Raw genomic sequence first — 19,543 nt, 5'->3', positions numbered from 1 at the left:
GGATACACCATTTCATTGTAATGGTAAATAGATGAAAAGTATGGATAAACCGACTTTAATTGCTATATTTTTCAACGGAATTGTATGTTTTATACGGAGGTTATATACAAATTACGCAATTATTAGACAGAAAATTAAGAAAAAAAGAAGGGTTTTTCAACTGCTTTCTATAATTATATAAGTATAATCTTTATGTAGAAAAGAGGGGTATATATAATGGAAGTAACAAGTAAAACAGAATCTGTCATTGTGAAATATGAAGGGCACGTTGCAACGGTTATGGTCAATCGCCCAGAGGTGTTAAATGCATTAGATGAGCCAACGTTAAAAGAGCTATTACAAAAACTGAAAGAAGTAGCGGAGAGTTCTGCGCATATTGTTGTGCTATGCGGGAACGGCCGTGGTTTTTCTGCGGGTGGAGATATTAAATCGATGCTTTCAAGTAATGATGAAAGCAAGTTTGATGGTATTATGAACACTATTTCTGAAGTTGTTGTAACTTTATATACGATGCCGAAGCTTGTTATTAGTGCCATTCATGGACCAACTGCTGGTCTTGGATTAAGCATTGCATTAACAGCTGACTATGTGATGGCGGATATTTCATCAATTATTGCGATGAACTTTATTGGAATCGCTTTAATTCCAGATGGCGGTGGCCATTTCTTCCTTCAAAAGCGTGTCGGTGAAAATATGACGAAGCAAATTATTTGGGAAGGAAAGAAATTATCAGCAACAGAAGCGCTTGATATCGGCTTAATTGATGAAGTAATCAGTGAGGATTTCCAAACGGCTGTGAAGCAAAAAATTAGTGAATGGTCACAAAAGCCGATCAAAGCGATGGTTCAAACGAAGCAAATTTTATGTGAAGTAAACCGCTCTAATTTAGAACAAACATTGCAGCTTGAAAAACGCGGCCAATATGCGATGAGACAAACAGCGGATCATAAAGAAGGTATTGCGGCATTTTTAGAAAAACGTTTGCCAGCATTTAAAGGGGAATAAAGTGAAATTTTAATTAATGGTAGTATTACTGCCGGTTAATTTAAGGTAAAGGGGAGAAAGTGCTAACACATTTTAGTATAATTGTGTTAGCACTTTTTTTTTAAGGAGTAATGTATGAAGAAAATTATCGGTGTGATCGGCATGATTGTAATAGCATATTACGCTTTGCATAGTACACCATCTATGGCGGTGCGAACTGCTTTTTTTTTTGAAGGACATCCAAGCGTGGCGTTTTCTGGCGAGGTGACGAAAGAAAACGATGTGAAAAAAGAAGCAATTCCAGCTGAGTACCAAACTTTATATGGTAAGGAAGAAGAATCAGAGCACTATTTCTTTCCACACGTAAGGGCACATGGATCAGGAATTGATATGCTTAGTGCGTGCGTGAAGAAAAAATGGTTTTTCTATAAAGCAGAGCTCGGATGTTATTAAATATAGGAGGTTGAATGATGTCAGCATATAACAAGTTAGTAAGAGATCGTGTTCCAGAGAAGATTTTAAGGTCTGGAAAAACATATACAGCTCAAAAATTAACAGGACACGCATACATACAAGCTTTAGCGAAAATTGGAACGGAAGAAATTCGTGAATTCGCTTCTATGAAAGAACGTGAACATGCGCTTGATTCTCTTGCGGATGCACTGGAAGTAATTATCTCTTTAGCGCGTGCAGAAGGTGCAACAATTGAAGATATAGAACGTCTTCGTAAGAAAAAAGAAATAGAGCGCGGTGGGTTTGAAAGAGGCATTTATTTATTAGATGTGTCAGAAGAATAGTTTGATAGAAAACATAGTGTTCATGAATAACGCTATGTTTTTTTGTTAAAGTGAATTTTAATATAATTTAGAAAATTAAACTATATTAGTAGAGGATTTATAGTAAATTCGGTATACTGAATAGTAGAGAAAATGAGGAGGAAACGACAATGGCACATCATGCGAAAGAAACGATGGAACTTATTAAGGAGCTTGTCTCTATTCCAAGTCCGTCTGGAAATACAGAGAAAATCATTCGTTTTATTGAAAACTATGTAAGTGAGTGGAACGTAGAAACGAAGCGTAACAATAAAGGCGCTCTCATTTTAACGGTAAAAGGGAAAAATGATGCACAGCACCGTTTATTAACGGCACACGTTGATACGTTAGGGGCGATGGTGAAAGAAATTAAGCCTGACGGTCGTCTAAGTCTTTCTATGATTGGCGGATTTCGCTGGAACTCTGTAGAGGGGGAATATTGCGAAATTGAAACATCAAGCGGTAAGACTTATACAGGAACGATTTTAATGCATCAAACATCTGTGCATGTATATAAAGATGCAGGTGAAGCGAAACGTGACGAGAAAAATATTGAGGTTCGTATTGATGAGCGTGTCTTTTCAGCTGATGAAGTACGTGAATTAGGAATTGAAGTAGGAGACTTCGTTTCATTCGATCCGCGCGTTCAAATTACAGAGAGTGGATACATAAAATCACGTCATTTAGATGACAAAGTAAGTGTTGCGATTTTATTAAAATTAATTAAGAGAATACAAGATGAAAACATAACATTACCATATACAACGCATTTCTTAATTTCTAATAATGAAGAGATTGGATACGGTGGTAACTCTAACATTCCAGAAGAAACGGTTGAATATTTAGCGGTTGATATGGGAGCGCTAGGTGATGGACAAGCATCTGACGAGTATACTGTATCTATTTGTGCAAAAGACTCTAGTGGTCCGTATCATTATGCACTGCGTAAACATTTAGTAGAGCTTGCGAAAACGAACAATATTGAATATAAAGTAGATATTTATCCGTACTATGGATCGGATGCATCAGCTGCGATTCGCGCTGGATTTGATGTGAAACATGCATTAATTGGAGCGGGTATTGATTCTTCTCATGCATTTGAGCGCACACATGAAAGTTCGATTGTACATACAGAAGCGTTAGTATATGCATATGTAATGTCTCATTTAATTGAAGAATAATTTCATAGAAAATAGAGAGGGCTGATTAAAAATATTATTTTTAATCAGCTTTTCATTTGGTGGGTAATGAATCGCTTTTTGAAATGTATTTACATTTATTATTCCTTATATATTCATCTTTAATAATTTAGGTAGGAAACGTATTTACTACAGTGATAGAATGTTATAAACTATTATAGGAGTTATTTTCCAATTAATATTTTTAATATTAGTTTGATTAAGAGAATTGTATAACGTGAGATTTCGAGAGGAGATTTAATTTTTATGAAGTACAAGGCAATAGCTGCTGGTATGTTAGCAGCAAGTTTACTAGCTTATCCAGTTAGTAGTTTAGCAGAAACGAAGAAGTTTTCAGATGTTCGAGACGACTCATTTGCAAAAGACGCAATTTACTATTTAGTAGAGCGAGATGTCATTAGCGGTATGACAAGTGATACGTTTGCGCCAAAAGGTCTTTTAACACGTGCGGAAGCAGCGACAATTATAGCGAAAGCAATTGGATTAAAAGTGGATCCAGCTGGGAAACCATCTTTTAATGATTCAAAAAATCATTGGGCAACTCAGTATATTGCAGCAATTGAAAAAGAAAATATTATTTCAGGCCGAGGAGCAGGCGTATTTGATCCTGATGGAAAAGTAACGCGTGCTGAAATGGCTTCTATGCTTGTTAAGGCTTATAAATTACAAGGTTTAGTACAAGCCCCAATTACGAATCAATTTACTGATTTAGAAGGTCATTTCGGTAAAGAAGCAGCAAATATTTTAGTAGCGTTAGAGATTTCTGCTGGTACTGGGAAGACAATTTGGAGCCCGGATCTGTCTATACCACGTGAGCAAGCAGCGCAAATGACGTATAAAGCGGACAAGCTAAAGAAAAATAATGATAATACTAGCAAACCAGAAGAAACAACGAAGGAAATGTATATAGATCGTAAGTTCATTACATATCACCAACCATCTTTATCTTCAGGAATTACTGACATGCAACATGAGCCACAAAAAGTTGTAGTAAAAGAAGAGCGAGATGGATGGATTAAAATTGTAACAAGCAAAGGTGAGAAATGGACACCTTTAAAAGAAAAAACAGAAGTTATTAATGAAGGATTTACAACATATGCAGAAGCGTCACATTCTTCTAAAGTGCTAGCGAAACGTGAAGCGCAAAAAGTAGTAGTTATTGAAGAAAAAGATAGTTGGATTCGTATCCGTACAAATAGTGGCTTCCAGTGGGTAGATAAAAATCAATTAAACCCAGCGAAGCAAGATAACTTCCTAGAAGGTAAAGCGATTATTATTGATCCAGGTCACGGTGGAATTGACTCGGGCAATCCTGGTTATTATGAGAAAGAAAGCGAAACAGTATTAGACGTATCATTACGATTACAGAAAATATTTGAGCAAAAGGCACCATTTACTGTGATGTTCACTCGTACAGATGATACACGCCCAGGAACAAGTGGTCCTGATTCATTAAAGAAACGTGTAGAGTTTGCTCAAAAAAATAATGGAGATATTTTTGTAAGTATCCATGCTAATGGTTCTGAAAAGAAAAATGGACAAGGTACAGAAACATTATATTATAAGTCAGCAGCGCCAAGAGCAACGAATCCACATGTACAAGACAGTATTTTATTAGCACAAAAAATTCAAGACCGTCTTGTAGCAGCACTTGGAACAAAAGATCGTGGTGTGAGACATCAGGACTTATACGTAACTAGAGAAAATACAATGCCAGCTGTATTAACAGAATTAGCATTTGTAGATAATAAAAGTGATGCAGATAAAATTGCTACACCAAAACAGAGACAAGCTGCAGCAGAAGCGATTTATCAAGGTATTTTAGATTATTACGAAGCAAAAGGTAATAACGTATCTTCTTACCGCTAATAAATCAAAAGAGATTGCCAATAGGCAGTCTCTTTTATTTATTAACGTTTCTCTTTATTTCCGGCATATGATATCATTTAATTTTATAAGAAAAAGTATTGTAGTAATTGTAATTATAACGATATAGAGGATGATAATAGATTGAGTAATCATAGTAAAACACCTGCATGTATATATACGTATGCATTTCGCGAGGAGGAGCGTGCTTTATGTTACTTGGAAATGCGCTCGTTCTTTGGAATGGAGTCTCACGTTAATATTTTGAAAAGTGATGTCAAAATTGATCCGAGTAGAAGTGCGTTTATGAAGGAACGCGTTGAGGTTATGTATGAAGGAGACGACTTAGAAAGCATTCTAAAACAAGTGGAACAAATTGATTTGGCGGGGGCGTCGTTTAAAGTTATCTTCGTTAAAATCAATGACCTGGTTGGAGAAAATAAAATTGAATATGGAGAAAGACGTCTCATTGAACGCGACCTCGGTATGCATATTGAAGGAGAAGCAGATGTTCGTAATCCAGAGCGTGTATTCGGGATTGTTCCTCTTGGAGGACGCTGGTACTTCGGACATTATGTAGAAAGTGAGCCAGTTTGGTATCATCACATAAAAAAACCGCATAGTTATTCGACATCTCTTAGCACACGTGTTGCGAGATCAGTTGCAAATATCGCTGTACCAAATCCAGAGGGAGTACGAGCAATTGACCCGTGCTGCGGTATTGGAACAGTAGTAGTAGAAGCACTTTCTATGGGAATTAACATCGTTGGTAGAGATATAAATCCACTTGTAGTTCTTGGAACGAGAAAAAACATCGCACATTTCGGATTTGAAGGGACAGTAACAATAGGTCCAATTGAGGAAATTACTGAGAACTACGACGTTGCCATTATCGATATGCCGTACGACTTATTTACGCATGCAACACCAGAAGATCAGTTCTCCATTCTTTCAAGTGCGCGCCGCATCGCTAAAAAGGTAGTCGTTGTCACGATGGAAACAATGGACGACATGATTCATGAAGCAGGATTTGAAATTACAGATCGCTGTATTACAAGAAAAGGATCATTTACTAGACAAATTCTTGTTTGTGAATAAGAAAGGAAGGTCACCCGTTTGGGTGACCTTTTTTGGTTTGTATTGATGTGTGATTGGTTGGCGGTTTAGATAGATGAATTGGCGGAATTTGTCGGCAAGTCGATATCTTACATTAGTATATTACTGTTCTTTTAATTTCTCTTGTTGTGCAAGTAATAAATTTCGTAAGACGTGTCCGCGGTAACTTTCTAGTTTTCGTCCTTCATGATAGCGCACGCCTAATTTTTTTAATTCAGCTACGTACCAGCCTTTTGTTCCGTAGTACATTGGATCACTTCCTTTTGCTTTTGAACAGTATATGTGGCGGGGTGAGGGAATTTTCTTTTTTATTCAGCATTAGGGCAACAAAATTGAAAAACATGTAAGAAGAATAGGATATCACTTCTATTTCTAGTTTATTAAAATAGGCTTTATAGTAAGAATTTCTAAAAAGATAAAGGAGGGATATGCTTTGTTTCCAGGTACTTTATATGAAACACATGTTAAAACAAGAAATTTAGAAGTAGCAAAAGAGTTTTATACTAAACTTGGATTATTTCATGCTCGCACAATTGAAGAACGCCGTGTAGCATTCTTTTGGTTTGATAAAGATAATAAGAAGGAACAAATGCTGGGCATTTGGGAGGTATCAGAAGAAGAATTCCATAAAAGTCACTTTGCATTCAAGGTTAACTATGAAGAAATCATTCATGCAAGAGAATGGCTTCTTAATAAAGGAATAAAACCAAGAGCCGCTTTCGGTCTTGAACCGTCTGAGCCTATGGTTCAGACGTGGACACCTACTGCAAATCTTTATTTTTATGATCCTGACGGAAATTCTTTAGAGTTTCTATGTCTACTTCCTGAAAAGAAAAACGTAAAACAAGATGTCATGCATTTAAGTGAGTGGGAAAAATTGCCGAGTGACATATAAATTTGATTTTGGCTCAAATCCCGCAAAATAATTAAAAAAGGAACCATAACTTTGCTCAAGTAGTGACGTTATGGCTTTTTTGTTTTGTGCGGGCTAAGAGTCACTCACTGTCTACTGTATAAAAAAATAGACAGTAGTGTATGCTTTTTTACACAATGTATACAAATTTATACCCTATGCGTTGGCATGATATTTGCAATGAAAATAGTATCAACATATAGGGGAGAGATAGAAATGAAGGTTAGTAAAGTGTACACGACAATTGATGCTCACGTAGCTGGGGAACCGCTTCGAATTATTACAGGCGGCGTGCCAGAAATAAAAGGAGAAACGCAGCTAGAAAGACGCGCGTACTGTATGGAGCATTTGGACCATCTTCGCGAAGTTCTTATGTATGAACCGAGAGGACATCATGGCATGTACGGTTGTATCATTACTCCGCCTGCAAGTGCTCACGCTGATTTTGGCGTATTATTTATGCATAATGAAGGCTGGAGTACGATGTGTGGGCACGGCATTATTGCTGTTATTACAGTCGGAATTGAAACAGGTATGTTTGAAGTGACAGGTGAGGAACAAAAGTTCATTATTGATAGCCCTGCTGGGGAAGTGATTGCGTACGCAAAATATAACGGGAGCGAAGTAGAGTCTGTATCATTTGAAAACGTTCCTTCATTTGTATATAAGAAAGATGTTCCTATTAAAATAGATAACTATGAATTTCAAGTAGATATCGCGTTTGGCGGAGCTTTTTATGCGGTAGTAGATAGTAAAGAATTTGGTTTGAAAGTTGATTTCAAGGACTTATCTGCTATTCAAACGTGGGGCGGTAAAATTAAGCACTACATCGAGAGCCAAATGGAGGTAAAGCACCCACTTGAAGAAGGGCTAAAAGGAATATACGGTGTTATTTTTTCAGATGAACCGAAAGGGGAAGACGCAACTTTACGAAATGTAACAATCTTTGCTGATGGGCAAGTAGATCGTTCTCCTTGCGGCACAGGAACTTCTGCAAGAATTGCAACTCTTTTTGAAAAAGATGCTTTACAAAAGGGAGAAATTTTCATCCACGAATGCATTACTGACGGGAAATTCGAAGGAGAAGTATTGTCAGTAACAACGGTACATACATATGAAGCTGTCGTTCCGAAAGTAACGGGGCATGCATTTATTACAGGATTTCATCAGTTCGTTGTAGACCCGAGAGATGATTTGAATAGGGGATTTTTGTTAGGATAGAAGGAGGAGGTGGAAAGATATGCTAGTCATAAGCGCGAACGAACAAAGAAACTTAGTAAAAATGAACGAAGTCATTGAATACGCGGCGCTTGCTTTAAAAGAATTTTCCGCAGAAAGAACGATTACGCCAATACGAGGTTCATTACCATTTGCGAATGAGAAAAATACGGCATTAATTATGCCTTCAGTAGCGGAAGGACTTGAGGCGCTTGGCTTAAAAGTAGTAACAGTAGTCCCCGAGAACAAAAAGATAGGAAAGAAAACGATAAACGGGATTGTGATGCTATCAGACTTTCAAACGGGAGAACCGCTCGCGCTTTTAGAAGGATCCTACTTAACGATGATTCGAACAGGGGCTCTATCAGGAGTAGCGACAAAACATTTAGCTCGTCATAACGCAAAAACTTTATGCATTATCGGGACCGGCGAACAGGCGAAGGGAATTGCTGAAGCTGTATTTGCGGTAAGAGATATCGAAAAAGTCATGTTATACAATCGAACAGAAGAAAAGGCGTATGCATTCTCGCAATATATACAAGAGAGATTTAACAAACCTGCATATGTTCACACAAATGCAAATGAAGCAATAAGCGAAGCAGACATCATCGTCACAACTACGAACGCATCCACACCAGTCTTCTCAGAAAAACTACAAAAAGGCGTCCACATAAACGCCGTCGGTTCATTCAAACCGAACATGCAAGAACTACCATCTCACGCTATCACGAGCGCAAATAAAGTAGTAGTCGAATCAAAAGAAGCAGCATTAGAAGAAACGGGGGACCTTCAAGTTCCAGTGCGAGAAGGTTTATTCAAAGCAAATGACATCCACGCGGAACTCGGCCAAATCGTAAGCGGAGAAAAAGTTGGCCGCGAAAACGATGAAGAGATTACTATTTTCAAATCAGTTGGTTTGGCAGTAGTAGATATTATTGTTGCGAAGTATTTGTATGAGAAAGCGGTGGAGCGCGGAGTGGGGAATAGGATTGAGTTTTGAGGGACTACCTTTTGGTGGTCTTTTTTTTGCATAAGGTCTTGTAAAGCAAGAAAAAGTAGAGCATCTATATGAATTCAATTATACGTCCAGTAATAACTATAGTACGGCTCTTCAACTAGCAGCGAGTATTGCTACTGGTCTTGCTGAAGTTCAAAGTGGAAAAGGTTTTAGTCCTGCAAGTGGTACATTTAGTACGCAAGGGTTGAATATGGAGTGGACAAATTCTATTCAAGCTATTGGAGAAGAGAGGGCACGTCAGTCTGAAAATCTTCTGAGAAGTAGTTCAAGTGAAGAAGGCGCAATGTGTGGTAAGCTACCTGAAAAATCTACTTTCAAAAAAATTCGGGATGGTATTGTAGAAGGCGCGGGGGAAGCGGTTGAAGATACTATAGAAGGATTTAAGGCACTTGGTAAATGGGAAACGTGGGAAAACATGGGGAACGCTGCTTTGCACCCTATTGATACCCTTAGTACGATGTATAATGTATTGTCAGATTCATTTATTAATGATGTAATAAATGGAGATGCTGAAAGTCGTGCTAAATGGGGAAGTTATGCTTTAACTCAAATTGGGCTAGGCCTCATTGGTGATAAAGGATTAAGTAAAGTATCGAAGGTAGCAACTACTGCAAATCTAACAAAATTCTCAGAAGGTATTTCGTCTGTTTCGAATCATTTACCATTGAAAGAACGATTTGCATTCGCAGGTACTAGTGGCTTTGGTAGCAATCAGATAAAACTTTTGAAGCTTTACAAGAAGCCCGTGATACATTTATGTTTTCTAAAACTGGTGGAAGAAATAGAGTTAAAGGTGTACAAGAAGTAATACAAGATTATGCGGATAAAGTTCTTGATAGAGTTGAAGTGAAAAATGAGTATCCTGATTCGTATACAGCATCTAAAATATTACGTGAAGAACTTAAGGATGCAGGGATTGAACCAACCCCATATTCTAATGCAGCGCATCATCTAACACCTTGGAACGATAGTAGGGCAGAAAAGGCACAAAAATTATTAAAGGAATTTGGGATAGACCATGATTCAGCGGCTAATGGAGTATTTTTACCTTATAAAGTTAATGAATACGTGACTACTGAAGTCTTACACATAGGAAAGCATAGTTCAGAGTACATACTTGAAGTAGAGAGAGTATTAAGTCTTGTTAAGAAACGGGGCGGTACTCAAGAAGATGCTGTTGACGCCTTACATGATATAAGAGAACGTTTATTAAATGGTGAATTAAAATTAAATAAACCGAAGAAAGAGTAATCTTAGAATAGAAAAATAACAAAGGAGAGTAAACATGAAAATTTGGGAATTAAAGAGTTCATTTGATGACTATGAATCCTTTCAACTATTGAACTTAGAAGAAGATTCTAAAAAGTATTTTGAAGGAAAAATTGACTCGGCAGTAAAAGCATCTGATTCATGGGGAGAAATACGTATTAAATGTGTAGAAGAAGGAAATCAAAGTGATTTGCCTCATTTTTGGGGAGAAGTTGGTACACCAATGGTTAGTGGGAAAGCTAAAAAATTCTTAGAGTCTATACTTGGTGATAATGTAGAATTTCTTCCCCTAATTCATGATGTGATGGGAGAAGTGTATTATATAATTAACGTTTTAAATGCACTAGATGCTATTGACTATGAGAAAGCTATACTAAAGAAACTACGTTCTGGCTTAGTAATAGATTTCAAAAAATACGCATTCTTACCTAATATGGTTAAGAACCAAACAATATTTAAAGTTTACTTAAATGAAATATTACATATTCCTTCCGTTTTTGTATCAGATGAATTTAGAAATACAGTGTTAGAAAGTGATTTAAAAGGTTTTGAATTTATAGAGGTATGGGATTCAGAAGCAAACATGTAAAAGAAAGTCCTAAAATAATTGATAGGAGTTAGTGACATGGATGCAAAGGTTTTAGAAATTCTAAGAATGTTAAACAATTATGAGGGAAATGAAAAAGAAATTTTTGAACTGATTCAAGCTGAAGAAATGGTGAAATTTATATGTGGAAAAATCTGATTTTAGAAATTGAAGATATATTGAAAAGTGTTAATTATAAGCTGAATACACCCGCAACGGATACTGAAGTTCAGAGATTAAGAGAATATGCAAAAGAGAAATTTAATGTTGATTTACCGAGTGAATACGAAGAGTTTCTTAAAACTGTAAATGGTTTAGACTTTGATGGATTGGTACTTTACGGAGTCGATTCTCCTTTACTAGAAACAGAAAAAGATGAACATGAACATATTTGCGGCTTTATAGACACGAATGAGATTTGGTATGAAAATGAATTTCAAAAAGAGTATCTTTTCTTTGGCGATTCAAATATTGCGTGGTTTTGTAAAAGCTTATCAGACGGTACTTATTTAGAACTTGATAAACCATCAGGTACGGTAATGAACACATATAATGATTTTAATACAATGCTTGAGGAAGCGTTAAAAATAACCCTTCTTTAATAGGAGGTAGTAAAAATTATGTTTAATTTTTTGAAAGAATATGTTGTAGCAGACAGAAGTGTCCGTTCTAAACAAAAACCTATTTTCTATCCTATATATCAAGATGAGATAGATGAGGCAGAAAGCTTATTACAAATGGAACTTCCAAAAGAACTGAAACGCTTTTATCAAGAAATAGGTTGTGGGTTTTTAAATTCTGATAAAAGAACGTTTTTTAACAGATTTATGGACCCGATTTCAGTTGCAGATTTCCGTTTAAGACAAGATATTTATGAATATAATCCCAACCTAGATGATGTAGATGATGATGAATCATTAGTGTTTTTTGAAGTAACAGAACTTAACTTTTTAACCATTAAATTTAAAGAGGAAAATGAATTAGGTCAATGTCCTATTTACTCTGAGGATGGAAAAATAGCGGATTCTTTAGAAGAATTTTTAATTAAAATGGATGAAAATCCTGACTATTATATTTAATCTTTTTAAGACTTGCTTTAATGTGTAGCATTTGAAAAATATCTAATCATGAGTAAGAAAGCTTATGTATAACCTGCATAAGCTTTTTTAATGTCCATAATAGGTAAAAAGTATCAAAAACATTCACCATTAAATCACTTGAAAGTTTAAAGCGACTCCTAAATTAGAAAATCATATTAAAAATATAGATCCCTCTGTTCCAAGAAGGAGAGGTATTGATGGAGCACACAACAGTGAAGAGTTCTTTAAAAACGATATTAAAAATAGTCAGTGAATCACCTTCAAAAATTCTAGGTGTAAAAATAGTAGAATACAATATGCCTAAGTTAAATATGGATGGCACCCCTACAGGAGAGTATGGAAATAAAGTATTCACAAACAACATTTATGATCCTAAAATTATAAGTGATAAGGAATTTATTAACCGTGGAATTGAAGCAGCTAATGACGCTAAATTAAAAACCAGTGATGGAGTTCTTTCGAGAGAAGGGACAGGTGTTGACGGTAAAGAAATAACTTGGAGAGGATACCATAAAGGTGGAGAAATCTCTTCTTTTTTTCCAGAATAAATTAAAGATATACGAGGAGAGATATGTATGCAAAGAGAATTTAGATTAAAAGATGAGGATTTACTAGATTTAACCCATTTTCCTATACAAGCAGTGTTTAATATGGTAGATGATGAAAGATTTTTAAAGGTAATCAATTCAGTTTGTGAAGGAGTAGGATTTGGAGAGGAATATGGCGCATGTACTTTTCCAGGAGATTTGGATGAGTATGATATTGCCAATGGAGATTCATTTGAAGGGGTAGAATTTGCATTATACAGTGGTGATGAGGTAATAATTAATTATCAAACACTTTATCATTATTTAAAAAAAATGTGTGAGGGTTATTCAAAAAAGTATCCAAACACAATTAAGAGATTAGAAGACAGTCTTAACAAATTTATTGAATTATACAATATTAATAGGTAGAGGCTATTTATAACTTATCCAAAATCATTATAAAAGGTAGAATGTTTCATGATTAGAATTGATTATATGCTAATATTCAATAGAAAGATTTGATGTTTGAAAATTCGCAACAAAATCGCATAATATGTTTAGTAAAATTAACCGATTCATATTTTACTCATTATGTATTAAAGGGGAAATGAAAGAAACTTGGTCAACAGTAGTGGGGTGGTTTAATTAACATGAAAAAAAGTATAAATTTTAATAAAAAAGTTTTCGAATATTATATGGCTCTTTATGCTGTAAATGATATAAGATCGACTATAATTACTCTTGTGATTGGGATAGCAGATATATTTGTGCTTTTACCTGCTTTTGCGAATCCTGTTCAACCGATATATATGTACATAATAGTTCCACCAGTTGCTTTTTTAAATGTATGGGCAATATGGATTGTTATAAATCCTAGGAAGCGGCAATTACAATACACTCTATTTCGTGGGGTATTTGGCATCGTATGTTCAGTAGGATTATTAGTTATAACCCAAAAGTTTGCATATGGAATGTTAGGATTACAAACTCCCATCTATTTTATTTTTTCGGTTGGTTTGTATATTTTTGCTTTGAATTATTATTATAAAAATCATATTAAAAAACTTCAGGAACCAATCAAAAAATCAAAATCATCGAAAAAAAACTCTGGTTTTGGAGTAGTGGCTTTTGTAGGGTTGGGTCAACTCGTTGCTAATATCAGTCTTGGTTTTGCAACACAAAAGATGGTAGCAATTGTATTAATGTGTGTATACTCCATGCTTTCGTTTATGTTGTTTCATTTCATTATGGAACTCCATAGGTATTATTATTTAAGGAAGCATATAGAAGATGGGGGTAGAACACATGAAACCATTTAAAGAGTCTGTATTGAATATTCAGTATATAATCGTGGTTCTCCTATAGTCAGTAAAGAATGCGGAAAAGAAAAGGGAGAAGCAACATCATGAATATAGAATTACATTTAGATAAAGCAAGGATGGGGAATTATGCAATTTTCTAAAGAAAAGTTTTTACCAAATGGTTCTATTGTTCTCTTAAAAGGTGGGACGAAGAAAATTGTGATTTACGGTAGAAAACAGGGACAAGTGAATGGAAATAAAATGTGGGATTACGTGTCTTGTCCATATCCTCATGGGAATTTGTCTAAAGAATACAATGTATTTTTTAAAGGTTTTGAAACAGTTGAAGAGTTAGAGTTAAGAAATAAACTATCAAAATTTTAGTGGAAAGGTAGATTAATTATATGTTTTCAGGATTTCAATGGTTTCCTAAAAAATGGGGAAAAAGAAAAGTTTCAGAACAGTTTCTTCAATCAAAGTTTGCTGATGAAGGTAAAGGTATTTTGATTACTATTTATGCTATAGATTTGTATTTTATATCTATTCCTTTAAATGTAAAAAAATATAATTAGTTTTAATCATAAATATATTCTTTATTTGAAGATTGGGGTAGTACCTCACATCCATCAACTTAAGAAAACAGGTTACCCCCAAAATGATAAAAATAAATTTCAGGTCTATAAAAACAAAAAATTTCCATTTGGAGGGTACTTTAAAATCTTAGCTTAATGGACAAGGGTATTCACTAAAATAGGTCGCCAGTCGTTACAGTCATAAACTCCTTAAAAAACTGTTCATAATTCATTTGTATTGCAATCCTATGTTTTGGACGATTACCGAATGTTTCTGGTTCAAAAGTAGATCTAAAACCTCCTATACTTTTTCCTCATACAATGTTTCTCCTGAATTTTACTAGTTTCTGAAACGGATTATAATTAAATATCGTTACATAAGGTTATCTTTATGTATTTTGTATTTGAAGATAATGAATTAATAGGGGGATGGAAATTTAGAAAGGTTTTCTCCTGGCTTAGTAGAGGTACCGAATGAGGGGATTGTGACGGAAAACATATAAAATGTTATAATAGCATTTGGAATATATAACCTTTTGATTCTAGGAAACAAAAAATCTACTAGTTGTTATATCGCAAAGAGAGAAAGGAAATAAATATGTTTATAAAAAAAGTAATAAGTAGGGGGCGCGTTCAGAGTCTACTCATTCCCATTTTATTTCTGGCACTTATCATATCTGCTTCTAGCGTAGAAGCATCAGAACAACAAGCCATAAATAAAAAACGTGAACTACGTGCCGTTTGGATTTCAACTGTGTTCAATATCGATTGGCCAGTGAAAGGTGCAAGCGCTGACGAACAAAAGAAACAGTTTATTAACATCTTAGATGATGTTAAATCAATGGGGATGAATGCTGTTGTTGTACAAGTAAGGCCAACTGGTGATGCATTTTACCCATCAAAACATAGCCCATGGTCAGAGTATTTAACAGGTACACAAGGAAAAGACCCAGGCTATGACCCACTAGCATTTATGGTGGAAGAAGCGCATAAGCGCAACCTAGAATTCCACGCATGGTTGAACCCATATCGCATTACAACAAGTCACCAAGATGTAAACAAACTAGCTGTAAATCACCCAGCTAAACAACATCCTGATTGGGTTGTTAAACACGGCAAGCAACTGCTCTATAACCCTGGCATCCCAGCTGTTCGAGACTATATTAAAAATAGCACTCTCGAAATTGTCCAAAACTATGATGTAGACGCGATTCATATGGATGATTATTTCTATCCATACGCAGATGCGGAAAATTTCAAGGATGAAACAACTTACGAAACATACGGGAAAGGTGAAAATAAAGACGATTGGAGACGTGAGAATGTCAACACACTTGTTCGCGATTTATCAACAAGTATTAAACAAACAAAATCTCACGTGAAATTCGGAATTAGCCCATTCGGTATTTGGAGAAACAAACATAATGACACACAAGGTTCCGAGACAAATGGCTTATCCGCTTACGACAACATCTATGCTGACTCAAGATTATGGGTGCATAAAGAATGGGTGGACTATTTAACACCTCAAGTTTATTGGAGCATTGGCCATAATGCCGCAAACTATGACGTAATAACAAAATGGTGGAACAACGAAGCACAAGGAAAGAACATACACCTATACATTGGACAAGCTGCTTACAAGATTAATAACGATTCGGACAAGGCCTGGGAGAACCCGACTGAGACAAACAATCAATTGGCTCTTAACTCAACACTTCAAAATGTAAAAGGAAGTATGTTCTTTAGTTACCGCAATTTAAAGACAAATATATTAGGTATCAAAGATCAATTACGAGCAAATGCGTACAAATACCCAGCATTAATTCCAACTATGCCTTGGTTAGATAACTCTGCGCCAAGTAAGCCTTCTATACATTCTGTGACAGACGGCCCTAACGGTGCAACAATCTCATGGAATAACAATGCTGGTAATGACGCGGCCTATTTCGTTATCTATCGTTTTAACAGAGGACAACTAATCGACGGAAACAACTCATCTGTGATTGTCACAACAATTCGTAACAACGGTTCAGAGGTACTATCATATGTAGACAAGGCAGTAACGAATAGTAGTGACTACACATACGCAGTTTCAGCAGTAGACCGCCTTCATAACGAAAGTGACCTAGTTCCGGCTTCTACGCCTGAACCTGAACCAAAACCTGAACCAAAACCAAAACCGCAATTTAAAGATGTATCTACTAACCACTGGGCTTTGACTTATATTAATTTTCTAGCTGAAAAGAAAATTATTTCAGGTTTCCCAGACGGGACATTCAAACCAGAAGACAGACTCACTCGTTTACAAGCTATTTTTATGATTTTGAACGAAAAAGGTATTAAAGATTTATCTAATGTATCCAATCCTAATTTTATCGACGTAAATCCTAGTACTTATGGGTACAAAGAAATTGCAAAAGCAGTTGAATTAGGTATTGTTACAGGCAAAGTAAACGACAGCGGCCAAAAATATTTCGAGCCAAATGGCGTGTTAACCCGTGCTGAAATGGCAACTATTTTAACTCGTAACTATAATTTAAATGGGACACACAGCGAAGAATTCTCAGATGTTCCAAAAGGTTATTGGGCACATTCGTACATTCAATCATTAGCCAAAAATGGTATTGCGGTTGGATATGGCAATGGAATGTTCGGACCAGGGGATCCGTTAACACGAGAACAGTTTGCGACTATGATGGCGAGAACGATAAATGAGGAATTACGTTAACATTTTAACGCCAAATATATTTCAGTGTAATTTGTGGGGTGCTGTGATTTAAAATTTCTTGCAACATAGCCACATCCTTAGTTTGTTTATAGAACCAATAGCCGAAGGTTTTATGCATGGTGTGAATCCCGATAGATTCGATACCGGCAAAATCTCCGGCTTTTTGAATTTTTTGATAAGCCTAGATCTTATTAATGGGTTGATCTTCTTTTCGAGAAGGGAATGATATTTCACAGAAGGTGTAAAATGGGATGTTGATTTAGATGGTGATGGTGAAGATGATAGTAGTAAAGGGGAAATGAAAAAAGCTTGGTCAACAATAGCAGGGTGGTTTAATTAACATGAAAAAAAGTATAGATTTTAATAAGAAGGCTTTTGCACATTATATGGCACTTTATCCTGTAAATGAAATAAGGGTCCACGTAATTGGTCTTGTCCTTTTGGGGGCAGACGTGTTTGTTCTTTTGCCTGCGTTTGCGAATCCTTTTCGATTACTCTATGTATATATAGTAACTCCTCCAGTTATTTTTTTAAATTTATGGGCGATATGGATTGCTATCAATCCTCGGAAACGACAATTACAATACACTCTATTTCGAGGAGTATATGGCATCATATGTTCAGTCGGATTATTGGTTATAACTCAAAAATATGCTTATGAAGTGTTACAATTACAAACTCCTATCTATTTTATTCTTTCATTTGGTTTGTATGGTTTTGCTTTGTATTATTTTTATAAAAATCATATTGAAAAACTTCAGGAACCAAGAAAAAAATCAAAATCATCGAAAGGAACTGGTGGTGTAAAAGTAGCAGCTATTGCAGCGGGATTGGGGCAGTTAATCGCTAATATAATTCTTAGCATTGCAACACAACAGATGGGGGCAATTGTATTTATGTCTGCATGCACAGTGTTTTCGTTTGGTTTGTTTTATATGATTATAGAACTTCATAAGTATTATTATTTACGGCAGCATATAGAAGATGGAGGGAAAATACGTATAGGCTTTTAAAGAGGATTTGTTGCATTTCAAGTATATAATCGCATTCTTCTTATGGAAGCCATTCACGAGACTTATAGCAATAAAAGATGTATAAGTGGAAGATTATATTCTAGTAAAACATCTGAAGGAATGGAAATTAGGTTTGTTCTTATTAATGATAGGATTATAAATGTTTATCCAATGTATTAAAGAATGTGAGGTACTCAAAAATGAAAGTAACTACTCAGCCCATAGTTAAAAATGCAAGACAATATAGAGGTAATTGCTAAGAAGCACTCCCCCTAAGTTTCAGATGAAATTAAATGATTGAATATTTATATTTAAATAACCGACTATTTATGCTTTAATATTTCTAGGTACATAATTGGGATGATTAGGAAATTATATTTAAGATGTTTTAAGAAAGGGGAATGTTTTTTATATGGAAACTCCAGAAAATCAATTTAAACGTGCACTTAATCCTTGGTTCTCCATTTGGACAAAACCACGTGATACAATGAAAGAAATTTTTATATCCAAACCTAAGAATGTGTTTTTACTTATTTTATTAGGCTCATTCGTACAGACTTTAGATCGAGCATCTTCTAAAAATATGGCAGATTCAATAAGTAGTCCAGTTTCATTAATCTCAATGGTTATATTCGGTACCTTTGTTGCTTTCTTAATTTATTATTTTTTGCTACCAGCGTTATTTAATTGGGTGGCAAAAAAACTTGGTGGACAAGGTACCTTTGAAAAAACACGTTACTCAGTTGCCTATTCTTATATCCCTTACGTTTATTCTCTTATATTAGTTTGGGTGCCTTCATTTTTCTTGTTTGGGATAGAAAACTTTACGAGTGAGACACCGGAAATGGATAGTAGCATAACTTTAACGATTTTGTTTCTTATTTTTGCCATAATTGATATAGTTATTGGAATTTGGACAATCATTATTTCCTTAAAATGTTTAGGAGAAGCACACCAATTTTCAGCATGGAAAGCATTATTAACAATAATAATATCCTTTATGATTATCATTCTTCCTTTGGTAATAATAGTATTTCTTATAGTAGGGGTTACAATCTTTTAATCATTGATTTGCTTCTTATTTATCCAAATGTTTTCTACGCGCTGTTAGTAATTGTTACAGGGTGAACAACCACATGATTCGGATGTTCCACTTGGCGAAGCGTATGACCTTTATGACCAAATTGATCGCCCGTTTTACGGCCTGTTTTTCTTATTATCAGTGTTAACAGGAATTTGTGAAGGCAAACTTAAAAATCAAAATATTAAACAATTAAAACCTTAGGGGAGCTGAGTAGATTGTCTTTGTTTGTCC

The 19,543-nt window shown here is 35.3% G+C and carries 22 protein-coding genes and 4 pseudogenes; 23 read left to right on the top strand and 3 right to left on the bottom strand.

Annotated features, from left to right (window positions below; all coding sequences use genetic code 11):
* Positions 1-216 precede the first annotated feature (216 nt).
* The 6 genes from MNO09_RS26445 (at position 217) to MNO09_RS26420 (ending at position 5,962) form a co-directional block, all read left to right on the top strand.
* Positions 217-1,005: an enoyl-CoA hydratase gene (locus MNO09_RS26445; RefSeq protein ID WP_070168444.1), complete on the top strand. Its 789-nt coding sequence runs from the start codon at positions 217-219 to the stop codon at positions 1,003-1,005.
* A gap of 114 nt (positions 1,006-1,119) precedes the next feature.
* Positions 1,120-1,437, top strand: a complete 318-nt coding sequence (locus MNO09_RS26440; RefSeq protein ID WP_000720144.1) for a YjcN family protein — start codon at positions 1,120-1,122, stop codon at positions 1,435-1,437.
* Between the two features lie 17 nt (positions 1,438-1,454).
* Positions 1,455-1,781: a nucleoside triphosphate pyrophosphohydrolase gene (locus MNO09_RS26435; RefSeq protein ID WP_001277355.1), complete on the top strand. Its 327-nt coding sequence runs from the start codon at positions 1,455-1,457 to the stop codon at positions 1,779-1,781.
* A gap of 149 nt (positions 1,782-1,930) precedes the next feature.
* Positions 1,931-2,980: a M42 family metallopeptidase gene (locus MNO09_RS26430; RefSeq protein WP_000930033.1), complete on the top strand. Its 1,050-nt coding sequence runs from the start codon at positions 1,931-1,933 to the stop codon at positions 2,978-2,980.
* 264 nt (positions 2,981-3,244) lie between these two features.
* The gene (locus MNO09_RS26425; protein ID WP_000875344.1) at positions 3,245-4,867 is read left to right on the top strand and encodes an N-acetylmuramoyl-L-alanine amidase; all 1,623 of its coding nucleotides are present in this window, start codon (positions 3,245-3,247) and stop codon (positions 4,865-4,867) included.
* 141 nt (positions 4,868-5,008) lie between these two features.
* The gene (locus MNO09_RS26420; RefSeq protein WP_000064979.1) at positions 5,009-5,962 is read left to right on the top strand and encodes a TRM11 family SAM-dependent methyltransferase; all 954 of its coding nucleotides are present in this window, start codon (positions 5,009-5,011) and stop codon (positions 5,960-5,962) included.
* A gap of 120 nt (positions 5,963-6,082) precedes the next feature.
* On the opposite strand, the pseudogene MNO09_RS26415 reads toward MNO09_RS26420, so the two are convergent.
* Positions 6,083-6,270 (bottom strand): annotated as a pseudogene (locus tag MNO09_RS26415) (YflJ family protein); the annotation flags it as partial.
* A gap of 143 nt (positions 6,271-6,413) precedes the next feature.
* Between MNO09_RS26415 and MNO09_RS26410 the strand changes: the two are divergent.
* The 13 genes and pseudogenes from MNO09_RS26410 to MNO09_RS26355 all read left to right on the top strand — a co-directional run bounded on the left by MNO09_RS26410 (position 6,414) and on the right by MNO09_RS26355 (position 14,484).
* A complete protein-coding gene (locus MNO09_RS26410) occupies positions 6,414-6,875 on the top strand; it encodes a VOC family protein (protein ID WP_000483912.1) in 462 nt (153 codons plus the stop codon).
* Between the two features lie 186 nt (positions 6,876-7,061).
* A complete protein-coding gene (locus MNO09_RS26405; protein ID WP_098098312.1) occupies positions 7,062-8,114 on the top strand; it encodes a proline racemase family protein in 1,053 nt (350 codons plus the stop codon).
* Positions 8,115-8,133: 19 nt separating this feature from the next.
* Positions 8,134-9,111: an ornithine cyclodeaminase family protein gene (locus MNO09_RS26400; RefSeq protein WP_000960291.1), complete on the top strand. Its 978-nt coding sequence runs from the start codon at positions 8,134-8,136 to the stop codon at positions 9,109-9,111.
* A gap of 46 nt (positions 9,112-9,157) precedes the next feature.
* Positions 9,158-9,728, top strand: a pseudogene (locus MNO09_RS31110) (cytosolic protein); the annotation flags it as partial.
* A gap of 157 nt (positions 9,729-9,885) precedes the next feature.
* On the top strand, positions 9,886-10,380 hold the full coding sequence (locus MNO09_RS31105; protein WP_002203410.1) for an AHH domain-containing protein: 495 nt from the start codon (positions 9,886-9,888) through the stop codon (positions 10,378-10,380).
* Between the two features lie 34 nt (positions 10,381-10,414).
* Positions 10,415-10,987: an imm11 family protein gene (locus MNO09_RS26390; RefSeq protein WP_000707080.1), complete on the top strand. Its 573-nt coding sequence runs from the start codon at positions 10,415-10,417 to the stop codon at positions 10,985-10,987.
* A 140-nt stretch (positions 10,988-11,127) separates the two neighbouring features.
* Entirely contained in the window at positions 11,128-11,586 is a 459-nt protein-coding gene (locus MNO09_RS26385) for a YrhA family protein (protein WP_000265783.1), read from the top strand.
* A gap of 18 nt (positions 11,587-11,604) precedes the next feature.
* Positions 11,605-12,063 carry an SMI1/KNR4 family protein gene (locus MNO09_RS26380; RefSeq protein ID WP_000481683.1) on the top strand — a complete coding sequence of 153 codons (459 nt, stop codon included), beginning with the start codon at positions 11,605-11,607 and terminating at the stop codon, positions 12,061-12,063.
* A 218-nt stretch (positions 12,064-12,281) separates the two neighbouring features.
* Positions 12,282-12,632: a CdiA family toxin C-terminal domain-containing protein gene (locus MNO09_RS26375; protein WP_070168449.1), complete on the top strand. Its 351-nt coding sequence runs from the start codon at positions 12,282-12,284 to the stop codon at positions 12,630-12,632.
* Between the two features lie 27 nt (positions 12,633-12,659).
* Positions 12,660-13,040, top strand: coding sequence for a ribonuclease toxin immunity protein CdiI (cdiI, locus tag MNO09_RS26370; RefSeq protein WP_001188527.1), 381 nt, complete (start codon positions 12,660-12,662; stop codon positions 13,038-13,040).
* Between the two features lie 221 nt (positions 13,041-13,261).
* A complete protein-coding gene (locus MNO09_RS26365; protein WP_000748417.1) occupies positions 13,262-13,930 on the top strand; it encodes a hypothetical protein in 669 nt (222 codons plus the stop codon).
* Between the two features lie 129 nt (positions 13,931-14,059).
* Positions 14,060-14,296 (top strand): DUF4176 domain-containing protein, encoded by a 237-nt coding sequence (locus MNO09_RS26360; protein WP_001160634.1) that lies wholly within the window; start codon positions 14,060-14,062, stop codon positions 14,294-14,296.
* Positions 14,297-14,316: 20 nt separating this feature from the next.
* Positions 14,317-14,484, top strand: coding sequence for a hypothetical protein (locus MNO09_RS26355; protein ID WP_000490952.1), 168 nt, complete (start codon positions 14,317-14,319; stop codon positions 14,482-14,484).
* Positions 14,485-14,657: 173 nt separating this feature from the next.
* Here MNO09_RS26355 and MNO09_RS26350 read toward each other — a convergent pair.
* A pseudogene (locus tag MNO09_RS26350) lies at positions 14,658-14,798 on the bottom strand (nucleoside hydrolase); the annotation flags it as partial.
* Positions 14,799-15,082: 284 nt separating this feature from the next.
* On the opposite strand from MNO09_RS26350, the gene MNO09_RS26345 reads away from it, so the two are divergent.
* Positions 15,083-17,215 carry a family 10 glycosylhydrolase gene (locus MNO09_RS26345; RefSeq protein ID WP_140399259.1) on the top strand — a complete coding sequence of 711 codons (2,133 nt, stop codon included), beginning with the start codon at positions 15,083-15,085 and terminating at the stop codon, positions 17,213-17,215.
* A 4-nt stretch (positions 17,216-17,219) separates the two neighbouring features.
* Here MNO09_RS26345 and MNO09_RS26340 read toward each other — a convergent pair.
* Positions 17,220-17,438, bottom strand: a pseudogene (locus tag MNO09_RS26340) (tyrosine-type recombinase/integrase); the annotation flags it as partial.
* A gap of 118 nt (positions 17,439-17,556) precedes the next feature.
* On the opposite strand from MNO09_RS26340, the gene MNO09_RS26335 reads away from it, so the two are divergent.
* From MNO09_RS26335 to MNO09_RS26325, 3 genes are all read left to right on the top strand, one after another.
* Positions 17,557-18,228, top strand: coding sequence for a hypothetical protein (locus tag MNO09_RS26335; RefSeq protein WP_000748158.1), 672 nt, complete (start codon positions 17,557-17,559; stop codon positions 18,226-18,228).
* Positions 18,229-18,640: 412 nt separating this feature from the next.
* Positions 18,641-19,291 carry a Yip1 family protein gene (locus MNO09_RS26330; RefSeq protein WP_000449719.1) on the top strand — a complete coding sequence of 217 codons (651 nt, stop codon included), beginning with the start codon at positions 18,641-18,643 and terminating at the stop codon, positions 19,289-19,291.
* A 51-nt stretch (positions 19,292-19,342) separates the two neighbouring features.
* Positions 19,343-19,513: a hypothetical protein gene (locus MNO09_RS26325; RefSeq protein ID WP_082180995.1), complete on the top strand. Its 171-nt coding sequence runs from the start codon at positions 19,343-19,345 to the stop codon at positions 19,511-19,513.
* The last annotated feature ends 30 nt before the right edge of the window (positions 19,514-19,543 follow it).

The sequence above is a fragment of the Bacillus sp. N5-665 genome (assembly GCF_022637375.2).
Lineage (GTDB): Bacteria > Bacillota > Bacilli > Bacillales > Bacillaceae_G > Bacillus_A > Bacillus_A wiedmannii.
Note: the sequence above shows the minus strand (reverse complement) of the source record. Positions and strands in the feature narration are given on the sequence as shown.

What these genes read in the sequence shown, in the direction of transcription:
- MNO09_RS26375 (WP_070168449.1), top strand. Translation starts at nt 12,282, where the DNA reads ATGGAGCACACAACAGTGAAGAGTTCTTTAAAAACGATATTAAAAATA.
- MNO09_RS26385 (WP_000265783.1), top strand. Translation starts at nt 11,128, where the DNA reads ATGTGGAAAAATCTGATTTTAGAAATTGAAGATATATTGAAAAGTGTT.
- MNO09_RS26380 (WP_000481683.1), top strand. Translation starts at nt 11,605, where the DNA reads ATGTTTAATTTTTTGAAAGAATATGTTGTAGCAGACAGAAGTGTCCGT.
- MNO09_RS31105 (WP_002203410.1), top strand. Translation starts at nt 9,886, where the DNA reads ATGTTTTCTAAAACTGGTGGAAGAAATAGAGTTAAAGGTGTACAAGAA.
- MNO09_RS26435 (WP_001277355.1), top strand. Translation starts at nt 1,455, where the DNA reads ATGTCAGCATATAACAAGTTAGTAAGAGATCGTGTTCCAGAGAAGATT.
- MNO09_RS26425 (WP_000875344.1), top strand. Translation starts at nt 3,245, where the DNA reads ATGAAGTACAAGGCAATAGCTGCTGGTATGTTAGCAGCAAGTTTACTA.
- MNO09_RS26405 (WP_098098312.1), top strand. Translation starts at nt 7,062, where the DNA reads ATGATATTTGCAATGAAAATAGTATCAACATATAGGGGAGAGATAGAA.
- MNO09_RS26365 (WP_000748417.1), top strand. Translation starts at nt 13,262, where the DNA reads ATGAAAAAAAGTATAAATTTTAATAAAAAAGTTTTCGAATATTATATG.
- MNO09_RS26335 (WP_000748158.1), top strand. Translation starts at nt 17,557, where the DNA reads ATGAAAAAAAGTATAGATTTTAATAAGAAGGCTTTTGCACATTATATG.
- MNO09_RS26390 (WP_000707080.1), top strand. Translation starts at nt 10,415, where the DNA reads ATGAAAATTTGGGAATTAAAGAGTTCATTTGATGACTATGAATCCTTT.
- MNO09_RS26355 (WP_000490952.1), top strand. Translation starts at nt 14,317, where the DNA reads ATGTTTTCAGGATTTCAATGGTTTCCTAAAAAATGGGGAAAAAGAAAA.
- MNO09_RS26440 (WP_000720144.1), top strand. Translation starts at nt 1,120, where the DNA reads ATGAAGAAAATTATCGGTGTGATCGGCATGATTGTAATAGCATATTAC.
- MNO09_RS26430 (WP_000930033.1), top strand. Translation starts at nt 1,931, where the DNA reads ATGGCACATCATGCGAAAGAAACGATGGAACTTATTAAGGAGCTTGTC.
- MNO09_RS26360 (WP_001160634.1), top strand. Translation starts at nt 14,060, where the DNA reads ATGCAATTTTCTAAAGAAAAGTTTTTACCAAATGGTTCTATTGTTCTC.
- MNO09_RS26345 (WP_140399259.1), top strand. Translation starts at nt 15,083, where the DNA reads ATGTTTATAAAAAAAGTAATAAGTAGGGGGCGCGTTCAGAGTCTACTC.
- cdiI (WP_001188527.1), top strand. Translation starts at nt 12,660, where the DNA reads ATGCAAAGAGAATTTAGATTAAAAGATGAGGATTTACTAGATTTAACC.
- MNO09_RS26330 (WP_000449719.1), top strand. Translation starts at nt 18,641, where the DNA reads ATGGAAACTCCAGAAAATCAATTTAAACGTGCACTTAATCCTTGGTTC.
- MNO09_RS26400 (WP_000960291.1), top strand. Translation starts at nt 8,134, where the DNA reads ATGCTAGTCATAAGCGCGAACGAACAAAGAAACTTAGTAAAAATGAAC.
- MNO09_RS26445 (WP_070168444.1), top strand. Translation starts at nt 217, where the DNA reads ATGGAAGTAACAAGTAAAACAGAATCTGTCATTGTGAAATATGAAGGG.